Annotated in this window: 15 protein-coding genes and 2 tRNA genes; all 17 read left to right on the top strand. The window is 67.8% G+C overall.

Features of this window, described 5'->3' with window-relative positions; translation table 11 throughout:
• Positions 1–322, top strand: a 322-nt coding sequence (locus ACT84W_RS05670; protein WP_444328510.1) for a hypothetical protein, incomplete at its 5' end; no start/stop codon positions are given.
• Positions 315–1772, top strand: a complete 1458-nt coding sequence (locus ACT84W_RS05675) for a hypothetical protein (RefSeq protein ID WP_444328511.1) — start codon at positions 315–317, stop codon at positions 1770–1772. The genes ACT84W_RS05670 and ACT84W_RS05675, both read left to right, overlap by 8 nt.
• Positions 1772–3229 carry a phage portal protein gene (locus ACT84W_RS05680; RefSeq protein WP_444328512.1) on the top strand — a complete coding sequence of 486 codons (1458 nt, stop codon included), beginning with the start codon at positions 1772–1774 and terminating at the stop codon, positions 3227–3229. Before ACT84W_RS05675 ends, ACT84W_RS05680 begins: the two co-directional genes overlap by 1 nt.
• Complete coding sequence (locus tag ACT84W_RS05685) at positions 3226–4404, top strand: VG15 protein (protein ID WP_444328513.1); 1179 nt, start codon at positions 3226–3228, stop codon at positions 4402–4404. The genes ACT84W_RS05680 and ACT84W_RS05685 overlap by 4 nt, the downstream gene beginning before the upstream one ends.
• 53 nt (positions 4405–4457) lie before the next feature.
• Positions 4458–4531, top strand: a tRNA-Trp gene (locus ACT84W_RS05690).
• Between the two features lies 1 nt (position 4532).
• Positions 4533–4618: transfer RNA gene (locus ACT84W_RS05695), tRNA-Leu, on the top strand.
• A gap of 136 nt (positions 4619–4754) precedes the next feature.
• On the top strand, positions 4755–5222 hold the full coding sequence (locus tag ACT84W_RS05700) for a hypothetical protein (protein WP_444328514.1): 468 nt from the start codon (positions 4755–4757) through the stop codon (positions 5220–5222).
• Between the two features lie 19 nt (positions 5223–5241).
• Entirely contained in the window at positions 5242–6132 is an 891-nt protein-coding gene (locus ACT84W_RS05705) for a phage major capsid protein (RefSeq protein WP_444328515.1), read from the top strand.
• Positions 6132–6338 (top strand): hypothetical protein, encoded by a 207-nt coding sequence (locus ACT84W_RS05710; protein WP_444328516.1) that lies wholly within the window; start codon positions 6132–6134, stop codon positions 6336–6338. The genes ACT84W_RS05705 and ACT84W_RS05710 overlap by 1 nt, the downstream gene beginning before the upstream one ends.
• 10 nt (positions 6339–6348) lie before the next feature.
• Complete coding sequence (locus ACT84W_RS05715; protein WP_444328517.1) at positions 6349–6750, top strand: Gp19/Gp15/Gp42 family protein; 402 nt, start codon at positions 6349–6351, stop codon at positions 6748–6750.
• Positions 6743–7081 (top strand): hypothetical protein, encoded by a 339-nt coding sequence (locus ACT84W_RS05720; RefSeq protein WP_444328518.1) that lies wholly within the window; start codon positions 6743–6745, stop codon positions 7079–7081. The genes ACT84W_RS05715 and ACT84W_RS05720 overlap by 8 nt, the downstream gene beginning before the upstream one ends.
• On the top strand, positions 7074–7370 hold the full coding sequence (locus tag ACT84W_RS05725) for a hypothetical protein (protein ID WP_444328519.1): 297 nt from the start codon (positions 7074–7076) through the stop codon (positions 7368–7370). Before ACT84W_RS05720 ends, ACT84W_RS05725 begins: the two co-directional genes overlap by 8 nt.
• Before the next feature lie 10 nt (positions 7371–7380).
• Entirely contained in the window at positions 7381–7725 is a 345-nt protein-coding gene (locus tag ACT84W_RS05730) for a hypothetical protein (RefSeq protein ID WP_444328520.1), read from the top strand.
• Between the two features lie 19 nt (positions 7726–7744).
• A complete protein-coding gene (locus tag ACT84W_RS05735) occupies positions 7745–8320 on the top strand; it encodes a phage tail tube protein (protein ID WP_444328521.1) in 576 nt (191 codons plus the stop codon).
• Between the two features lie 78 nt (positions 8321–8398).
• Positions 8399–8692: a hypothetical protein gene (locus tag ACT84W_RS05740; protein ID WP_444328522.1), complete on the top strand. Its 294-nt coding sequence runs from the start codon at positions 8399–8401 to the stop codon at positions 8690–8692.
• A 38-nt stretch (positions 8693–8730) separates the two neighbouring features.
• Complete coding sequence (locus ACT84W_RS05745) at positions 8731–9087, top strand: hypothetical protein (protein ID WP_444328523.1); 357 nt, start codon at positions 8731–8733, stop codon at positions 9085–9087.
• On the top strand, positions 9088–10402 hold a 1315-nt coding region (locus ACT84W_RS05750; RefSeq protein ID WP_444328524.1), incomplete at its 3' end, for a tape measure protein.

A 10402-nucleotide genomic window follows, 5' to 3' on the forward strand; every position in this document is an offset into this window, starting at 1 on the left:
GTGCGCCCATATAGCGCGCCCCTTTTATTTCCACAGGATCCATACGAGCGTTTTTGGCGGTGAGACCATGGCCCGCATCAAGCTCACGACCGCATGCAACCGCGGCGACCCGCGCGGGGTCTACGAGGCCCTGCGCTACGACATGGCCAAGAAGCTCGAGGAGACCGACTCCGGGCGCGACTACGCCGCCATCGCGAAGTCCTTCATCGACGTCCAGGAGAAGCTGGACGAACTGGGCGAAACGGCGACCAAGGCGACGGAGCGCCGCGCATCGGCGCTCGCGCAGGCCCAGCGCCGCCACCTGAAGGTAGTCAATGGCTAGGCTCGGCAACCAGTCGCCGACGTTCGAGGTCGTGGGCGACTACGCCCGCACGGACGGTCCGGAGATAGTCTCCACGCTCGAGGCCTACGGCTTCGAGTTCGACGATGCGCAGAAACACCAGCTCGACCTCTACGCGGCCAAGGACGCCACCGGCGCACCCGCCGCGATGACCATCAGCCTCTCGGAGCCGCGCCAGAACGGCAAGAGCCACGCCGCGCGCTGGTTCGCGGTGTGGTGCGCCGCCATCTGCGGCATGCAAGTTGTCTACTCGGCGCACAACGGCGACGTGGTCGCGGACTTTTTCAAGCTCCTCGACCTCGTCTTCACCAACGAGGACAACTACCCCGACTTCCACGCCATGCTCGACGGCGAGCCCTACAGGCAGCCGGGCAGGCAGGAGATACGCTTCACGAGCCGCGGGCGCATCCGTTTCAGCACCCGAACCAACTCGAAGTCGCGCGGCGGCACGTGCTCCATGATCGTCATCGACGAGGCGCAGGAGCTGACCGACGCGCAGCTGAACGCACTTCTCCCCACCACCGCCGCGAGCCCCGACGGCGTTCCGCAGACCATCTACATCGGCACCCCGCCCGACCCCACGTGCGTCGGCACGGTCTTCCGCCGCCTCCACGACGAGGCGCACAAGGACCCGGCGCCCGACACGTGGTGGATGGAGTGGGCCGTGGACGAGCTGCCCCGAGAGGGCACCGACCCCGACGAGCTGCTCGAGCTCGCCTACAAGACGAACCCGGCGCTCGGCAGGCGCATCAACGAGCGCACCGTCCGCAACGAGGCCCGCACGATGGGCCTGGACGGCTTCGCCCGCGAGCGCCTGGGCTGGTGGAGGCCGGGCGGCACCGTGGAGCCGCCGCTCATCGACCCAGCCAGGTGGGAGAAGTGCCGTGTGGCCGACGAGGACGCCATGCGCGAGGGCGTGAAGGCCTTCGGCGTGAAGTTCTCGCCGGACGGCCAGACCGCCGCGCTCAGCGTGGCCCTCTCGCAGAAGGGCGGGCCGTCCTACGTCGAGCTCATCGAGGTGTCCGGCACCTCGCGCGGCACCGACGGCCTGGCCGACTGGCTGCTCGCCCGGGCCGGGACCACGGCGGCGCTCGCCATCGACGGCAAGAGCGGGACGGCGCCCCTTGTGAAGCGGCTCCTCGACCGCGGGTACCCCAAGCGCGCCCTCGTGGAGTGCTCCGCCGCCGACGCCCAGGCGTCCGTGGCGATGCTGCTCGACGAGGTCAACGCTGGCACCGTCTCGCACATCGACTCGCCGGCGCTCGACGAGAGCGCGACGAAATCCATCAAGCGAAAGATAGGGAGCAACGGCGGCTTCGGCTTCGGCGACGGCCCCGGCTCCATCTCGTGCCCGGTCGAGAGCGCGGCGCTGGCCCTGTGGGCGGCCCGCACGACCCGGCGCGACCCGAAGAGAAAGCAGAGGGCCTGGTAGTGCGCAAGGAGATACCTTCCGACATCGCGTCGGCATCCGGCCTCAGGCCCGAGGATACGCAGACTGTGCGCGCCCTGTGCGAGACGTACCGCTCGAGGCTCGCGAGAAACTACCTCCGCCGGGGCTACTACCTTATGCACCAGCGCCCCAAGGAGCTTGGCATCTCCGTGCCGCCGCACCTGCGCAACCTCGAGCAGGTCGTGGGCTGGCCTGCGAAGGCGGTGGACTCGCTGGCGAACCGTTCGCAGTTCGACGGCTTCGTGACCGCCGACGATGACGCGACCGGCGAGCTCGCGCGCATCGTCTCGTCGAACTCCATGAAGCGCCTGTACCGCCAGGCGGTGAAGAGCGAGCTGCAGTGCTGCTGCGCCTTTTTGACCGTCACGGCGGGCGACGTGGGCGAGCCGCCCGTGATCGTGTCGGCCCACCCCGCGACCGCCGCCGCGGCTATCTGGGACGACCACATGCGCCGCATCGAGGCGGGCATGGTCGTGGTCGACCGCGACCGCAGGCCGCGCCGCGGCGACGAGCCGACGTGGGTGGACGTCTTCACCGACGAGGCGGTTATCCGCATCAAACGAGACGGAACCACGCGCAACTGGTCGGCGGAGTACGTCTGGCACTCCATGGGCCGCCCGCTCATGGTGCCGATGGCCCACGAGGCCACGCTGGAGCGCCCGTTCGGCAAGTCGCGCATCACGCGCTCCGTGATGAACATCACCGACAACGCCATGCGGGCGAGCGTTCGCTCCGAGATCTCCGCCGAGTTCTTCACCAGCCCGCAGAAGTACCTCATGGGCGCGGACGACGACGTCCTGGGCGACATGAGCAAGTGGGACGCGTACATCGGCAACATCTTCGCCGTGTCCAAGGACGCCGACGGCGACGTGCCGAACTTCGGGCAGCTCGCCCAGGGCAGCATGCAGCCGCACATCGACTATATGCGCTCGCTCGCCGCCCGATTCTCGGGCGAGACGAACGTGCCCCTCTCCGAGCTGGGCGTCGTGACCGACAACCCGAGCTCCGCCGAGGCCATCTACGCGGCCAAGGAGGCGCTCGTCATCGACGCGCAGAACCTCAACGCCGACAACGGCGAGGCCCTGCGCGACGTGGCCCTCATGGCGCTCGCCGTCTCGCGCGGCGCCGACTACGCCGCGGTGGAGGGCGAGAGCCTGGCCGTTCAGGCCAAGTTCAAGAACCCGGCCATGCCGAGCGTGGTCAGCCAGTCCGACGCGATGGTCAAGATGATCAGCGTGCTGCCGTGGCTCGCCGAGTCCGACGTGGCCCTGGAGGAGCTTGGCTTCTCCGACGACCAGATACAGCGCCTGCGCTCAGACCGCGCCAAGGCCACGAGCCGCAAGCTCGTGGCGTCCGCCACGCAGGGCACGGGACTCGCGCTGCCCTCCGCCAACCCGGACGCCGCCGCCCGGCAGGTCGCGTCTGAGGCCGAGCAATGATACCGCGCGAGCAGTTCGACGCCTACAACGAGGCGGTCGCGAACCTCTCCGACGGGGCGCAGCGCGAGATAGAGTCCGGCATCTGGGCGTGGCTGCAGACCGACGAGGGCAGGGCCGCGAGCGTGGCCGAGTGCCGCGAATATGCCAAGTCGCTCATGTCCGGCGTCATCCAGAACTACGACGAGGCGGCATCCTCGCTTGCGGCGCTGTGGTACGACAAACAGGCCGCCGACGCGCATTTCAAGCTCCCCGCTGCGGTGACGGCCACGACCTACGACCCCAAGACCGTGGACGAGACGGCGCGCTACCAGGCCAAGAAGCTCGTCAAGGGCGACCTGCGCGGGTTCGCAAAGTACTGCGGCGAGCTTGGCCGCAACGACGTGCTGCGCAGCCTGAACGAGACGATCATCGCAAACGTCGGGCGCGACAAGAGGGCGGGTGTTCGCTTCGCCCGCGTCCCCACGGGCGCGGAGACGTGCACCTTCTGCCTCATGCTCGCGTCGCGCGGCGCGGTCTACCACACGCGAAAGAGGGCAGGCGAGTTCCGCCACTTTCACCGACGCTGCGACTGCAAGGTGGTGCCCGGCTTCGAGGACGACCCCGACGCCGAGCTCGTGGAGGGCGTGCGCCCCGAGGAGCTGCGCGAGCAGTGGGCTCAGTTCAAGAATATCGACGAGGACGAAAGCCTGACGAGCGCCGACAAGGACGCGGCGAAGCGTGCCGTACTCGATTCGCCTGGGCCTCCAGTCGTGTACAAGAAGCCGAAAGAGACCTTCGAGCACGAGCGCGGCGGCTCCTACGACCTCGCGGCGCACGAGGCGCTTCGGGCGGCCGGTCACGAGGTCGTCGTCCGCAAGGAGGACGCGCCGGAAGGCTTTTCCAATATCGACTTGCTGCTCGACGGCAAGCTATGCGAGCTGAAGAGCCCGACAAGTGATGCATCTGGCGTCAACGGGCTCAGGTTCATCGAGCGCAATATAAGAAAGGCAGTGCGGCAGTTCGAAAAGGTGGAAGGTGGGCCGGTAAGGCCCTCTATTGTCGTGCTTAACTGCGAGGAAGTCCCTGTGACAAGAGAGGATGCGCTGAAGCGCGTGCGGCTTGAGATGTCGTGGCATGACATCGACCGCGTTATCTTGTTGACCAGGGGCGGGGCAATAGACGACATAAAGAAATAAGCCCCAGGTTAGCTATCCAGCACGCCCAGGGCTCTTCAAATCAGATTATACACACCTGGCTAGCACAATGGCAGTGCGGCGGTCTCCAAAACCGCTTACCGGGGTTCGATTCCTCGGCCAGGTGCCATCGGGGCGTGGCGGAATTGGCAGACGCGCGTGCCTCAGGAGCACGCGGGCATCGCCCGTGCGGGTTCGAATCCCGCCGCCCCGACCAGCTGAATCAAGCCCCGCGAGGGGCTTTTTTCATACACGCCCGCGGTGGGCGGAAACCGCCGCAACCCACCGCGCCTGCCGGGAAAGCAGGCTCGCACACGCCCGAGCGGGCGGGAACCTACCGAAAGGAAATCGAAATGGCAGACGAAACGACCGAGTTCGAGCCCATCACCTCGCAGGAGCAGCTTGACGGCATCCTCAAGGGCCGCCTGGCGCGCGAGCGCGAGAAGGTGAGCGCGAAGTACGCCGACTACGACGACCTCAAGGCCAAGGCCGCCAAGTTCGACGAGGCCGAGGCCGCTCAGATGAGCGACCTCGAGAAGGCCAAGAAGGAGGTCGAGGAGCTCAAGGCCGCCGCCGCCAAGCGCGACGAGGCCGACCGCGTCCGCGATCTCAAGGCGAAGGTCTCCAAGGCCACCGGAGTCCCCGCCGACCTCATCAGCGGCGCCGACGAGGAGTCCATGACCGCCTTCGCTAAGTCCGTCGCGGAGTTCGCCAAGAAGCCGAGCGCCCCGGCGCTGAAGGAGTCCGGCAAGCACGCCGAGACGAAGCCCGAGGACTCTGGCTTCCGAGAGATCGCCCGCATGCTCGCAGGCGACAAGTAGCAAACGAAAGGAATGAGAAATGGCACTCACCACCAAGAAGATCGTCCTGCCCAAGGACGTGGCCGTCGGCATCGTCAACAAGGCGTCCGACACCTCCACCATCGCCGCGCTCTCCCCGAGCACGCCGATGCTTTTCCGCGACCAGGAGTACATGGTCTTCAACCCCACCGCCGAGGCCGAGGTAGTGGAGGAGGGCGCGCAGAAGGGCTCCTACGAGGCCTCCACCTCCACCGTGACCGCCAAGCGCGTCAAGCTCCAGACCACCACCCGCGTCACCTCCGAGCTCGAGTGGGCCGACGAGGACAACCGCACGCAGATCATTGAGTCCATCGTGGCCGACCAGGCGGCCGCCTTCGCCCGCGCCCTCGACTACGTGGTCTACCACGCCATCAACCCCAAGTCCGGCGAGGCGCTTGGCGAGGGTTACACGGCCCTTTCCGGCACCGCCACGCAGGTCACCTCCACCGGCGACGCCGTGGAGGACATCGACGCCATCGTCGACGCCATCGCCGCCACCTACGACGTCAACGGCATCGCGCTCTCCAAGACCTTCGCCGCATCCCTGCGCAAGGTCCGCGTGCCGTCCACCGGCCTGCGCCTGTACCCCGAGATCCCGCTGAACCTCAAGCCGGGCACCGTCGAGGGCGTCGCCGCCGCCACCTCCGGCACCGTCTCCGGCGCCCTCGCCAAGACCGCCACGAACGTCCTCGCCTTCGCCGGCGACTTCAGCGTCATCAAGTGGGGCCTCGTGCGCGACATGACCGCCCAGGTCATCCCCTACGGCGACCCGGACGGCGCAGGCGACCTCCAGCGCACCAACCAGATCGCCTACCGAACCGAGGGCATCTACGGCTACGCCGTGCTCGACCCCAAGGCCCTCGCCTGCCTCAAGGCCAAGGTGGGCAAGTAATGGGCGCCTTCGACAAGACGCTCGTGCCGGGCACGGGCGCATCCTCCTCGGTCTTCGACCAGCCGGTGAAGTTCGTCGGGGCCTCCAAGGTGGCCTCAGCCGACGCGGCCGCGGCCGCCGGCGACGCCCCGACCAAGGCGGAGTTCGACGCCGTGGTCAAGCTCGTGAACGAGCTGAAGAAGACCATCAACTCCATGCTCTCCTAGGGGGTGCCGCATGGCCGCAAACCTTAACGTCACGCTCGAGGAGTACGCGGCCCGCTACGGCACGCCGTCTGACCCGGGGCGCGTCTCCGCGCTGCTCTCTGACGCCTGCGACATGCTCCTCACGGCCTACGAGGGCCGCTGGGGCCTCTACGTGGAGGGCGCCCACCAGGCGTTCGACCGCGGCTACAAGGCCGTGGCCTGCGCCGTCGTGAGCCGCGCGGTCAACGTTCCCGACGCCTTCGCCGGGGCCACGCAGTACAGCCAGACGGCCGGGGCCTACAACGCGTCCGTGACCTTCGCCAACCCCACCGCCGACCTGTGGCTGGGCAAGTCCGACCTCAAGCGGCTGGGGCTGGCGGGCATGCGCATAGGCACGATCGAGCCGATGGTCGGGGATGAGGACCATGCTTAGCCTCATCCCCACCGAGGCCGTCACCGTCCTGCGCCCAACGGTGGAGCGCGACGACCTCGGCGAGCCCGTCGAGACGGAAGCCTCGCGAGAGGAGGTGCGCTGCGTCGTTTGCCCGGGTGCGACTGCCGACATGGACGCGACGCGCCCCGAGGGCGTCACCGTGGCCTATACGCTGCACTTTCCCAAAACCTACGCCGGGGGCCTGCGCGGCTGCTCGGTCGAGGTGCGCGGGACCCGCTACGACGTGGTGGGCGACCCGCAGCGCACGACCGACGCGGCCACGCCCGGCCCCTTCAACATGACCGTGGAGGTGACCCGCGCGGATGGCTAACAGCGTCAAGTTCGGCAAGTTCAAGTGGAACCGACCAGGCTACGCGCAGCTGATGGACTCCGCGCCGGTCCAGGCAGTCATCAGCCGCAAGGCGAGCGCCGTCAAGGCTTCCGCGGACGCCGCCGTTGCCGCCTCCTACCCCAAGGCCAAGGGGACCGCTCACGCCATGAGCGACTTTCAGGGCAAGCTCGCTCGCGGCAAGGTAATTCGCACGAACAACTTCGCCGCCAGCTATGGCGAGGCCAAGCAAAAGACGCTCAGCAAGTCGCTGGGCGCTGCGAACGGATAGGAGGGGGCACATGGACATCGAGGCCGTTGTGGCCAGAAGGCTCTCCAAGGCAGTGGGCGTGCCAGGCCGCGTGGAGGTCACCGGGGCCACGCCCGAGATCTTCATCAGCGTCGAGCGGCTGGGCGGGGGCGGCTCCATGTTCGAGCCCGTCCAGCTCGCCGTCGACTGCTGGGCCGGGAAGAAGCAGCGCAAGGCCGCGCGGGCCCTCTCCGAGAAGGTGAAGGGCGCCGTCTACGACCTCGACGAGGAGCCGAACGTCTTCCACCCAGAGGTCACGAACTGCTACCGGCAGAACGACCCGGACACGGGCCGATCGAGATACATCGTGCAGGCCCAGCTTTGGGTCTGCGAATAGACAAGGAAGGGGCCTTCTGATGGCTGAATCCACCACCAACAACCAGGCGAACGTCAGCGCCGCGAAGGGCGTGAAGGGCGGGTACATCTTCTCCGCGCCCGAGGGCTCGAAGCTGCCGACCGACATCAAGACCAAGCTCGACCCGGCCTTCAAGTGCCTCGGCTTCATCTCCGAGGACGGCTACGTCGAGACGGTCGACGAGGACGCCGACGACATCAACGACATGAACGGCGACGTCATGGACTCCACCAACTCCAACAGAGTCGAGTCCGCGCAGCTCACCCTCGCCGAGATCAAGGCGGAGACCCTGAAGCGCCAGTACGGCAACGCCAACGTCACCGACGCGAACGGCATCATCACCGTCAAGCACAACGCCGACAGCCACGACGTCTTCGCCTACGTGCTCGAGCTCGTCCTCAAGAACGGCCGCCGCTGGCGAAAGGTCGTGCCCAGGGGCAAGTCCTCCGAGCTCGACGACCTCACCATCGCCAGCTCCGAGCTGTGCCAGCGCGCGCTGACCATGAAGTACCTGACCGACGAGCAGGGAAACACCTGCTACGACTACTTCGAGTCCACGGAGACTCAGGCCGCCTAGGCCATCCGAGACGGCGCGGGGCTTCACGGTCCCGCGCCGTTATTACCGACACGACAAAGGATTTAAGGAGCGGCGCCGATGGCCGACAAGAAGAAGCACGAGATCGTCGAGTTCGAGTTCCGCGGCGAGAAGTTCGAGGTCGACAAGACCGCCTTCGGCTCGCTGAAGGTGCAGACCGCGATCAACCTCGGAGACAAGTACCCCAAGGCCGCCAACGAGGCCATGGACCTCATCTGCTGCGGCCACCTGGTCGATTACATCGACCGCGTCCCCGACGCTGACGGCGCCGCCCCCGACGAGCTCGGGTGCTCCGCTGAGGACTGGGGCGCCTTCACCAGGGCCATGGGAGAGGCCGTCGCGGCAAAAAACTAACCAGCTTCGCCCTCGACTGGCTTTGGAACCGCGAGGACGTGATAGCGGACTTCCGACAGTTCTACTGCATCGACCTCCCGCTGGAGGCCGAGGACGTGGACTGCGCCCGATGGGGCCTGCTGTGGCACGCGCTGCCGCGCGAGTCCCGCACGGCGCGCAGGCAGTCCCCCGACCTCGAGTGGAGCGCGGGCGAGCACATGCTTAACCAGGCGGTCTATTACCTGCACATGCTCGAGTGGAGGCTGTGCACAAAGGACGGCCAGAGGGGGCGGCGCGCCCCGCAGCCGCCGAAGACGCCCGGAGAGAGGGCGAATGCCGAGCGCAGGCGCGCGAACGCCGAGAGCGCCCGCGCTGACATAGACAGGATTCTCGGAATCGAGGAAGGCGGTGCGTAGATGGCGGTGAACGTCGGCTCCGCGTCCGTGACGATCATGCCGACCATGTCGGGCTTCGCGGCCAAGATGGACAAGCAGCTGGGCGGCGCGGGCAAGACGGGCGGCTCGGCCATGGGCGAGTCCGTGGGCAAGGGCATCAGCGCCAAGGGCGCGGCGATAGCCGGCGCCATGGGCGGCCTCGCCGCGTCCATCGGCTCGAAGCTCGTGGGCACCATCCAGGGCCTGATGGGCGAGATCACGGACGCCTCCGACTCGGCGCAGAAGTTCGCGAGCACGCTGTCCTTCGCGAACATCGACGACTCGACGATCAAGGACCTGACGGCCTCCACGCAGGCCTACGCCGACGAGACGGTCTACGACCTCTCCGACATCCGCAACACCACGGCCCAGCTCGCGGCGAACGGCGTCGACAACTACGCCCAGCTCGCCGAGGCGGCGGGCAACCTCAACGCCGTCGCCGGCGGCAACGCCGACACCTTCAAGTCCGTGGCCATGGTCATGACCCAGACGGCGGGCGCGGGCAAGCTCACCACCGAGAACTGGAACCAGCTTTCGGACGCAATCCCGGGAGCCTCCGGCAAGCTCCAGGAGGCCCTGAAGGCCAACGGCGCTTACACGGGAAACTTCCGCGAGGCCTTGGAGAAGGGCCAAATCTCCGCCGAGGAGTTCAACAAGGCCGTGATGGACCTCGGCATGACCGACGCCGCCAAGCAGGCGGCGACCTCCACCGCGACCATCGAGGGCTCGATGGGCAACCTCGAGGCGGCGGGCGTCAAGGCCGGCATGGTCCTGCTCGACGCCTTCAAGCCGCTCGTCACCGGCGGCATCAACGGCGTCTCCGAGACCATCGGCCAGGTGACCGACGGCGTCGTGAGGTTCTTCGACGTCGCGCAGTCAAACGGGGCCGTCCAGCAGCTCACCGACACGGTCGGCGCGCTCGGCGGCGCGGCGGGGAACATCCTCGGTGCGCTGGGGAACCTCGCGCTGGCCGTGCTCGGCATCCAGCCCAGCGGCGACGCGGCAACCGACGCGGCCAACGGCCTGAAGGGCGCCCTCGACGCGGCCCAGCCGGTCATCCAGGGCGTCTCCGACGCTACCGGGTGGCTAAAGGACCACGCAGCGGAGGCCGCGCCCACCGTCCAAGGGCTCGTCTTCGCCATCATGGCGATGCGTGTGGCCCAGGGCGTGGCGGGCTTCGTCTCCGCCTTCTCCGCCGCCGTCGGCGGCATGGCCATCGCCTCTCCCGCCGCGGCAGCCGGGACCACGGCGCTCGCGGGCGGCGAGACCGCCGCCGGAACCGCCGCAGGCGTCTCCG

This window comes from Paratractidigestivibacter sp. (assembly GCF_052362415.1).
GTDB lineage: Bacteria > Actinomycetota > Coriobacteriia > Coriobacteriales > Atopobiaceae > Paratractidigestivibacter.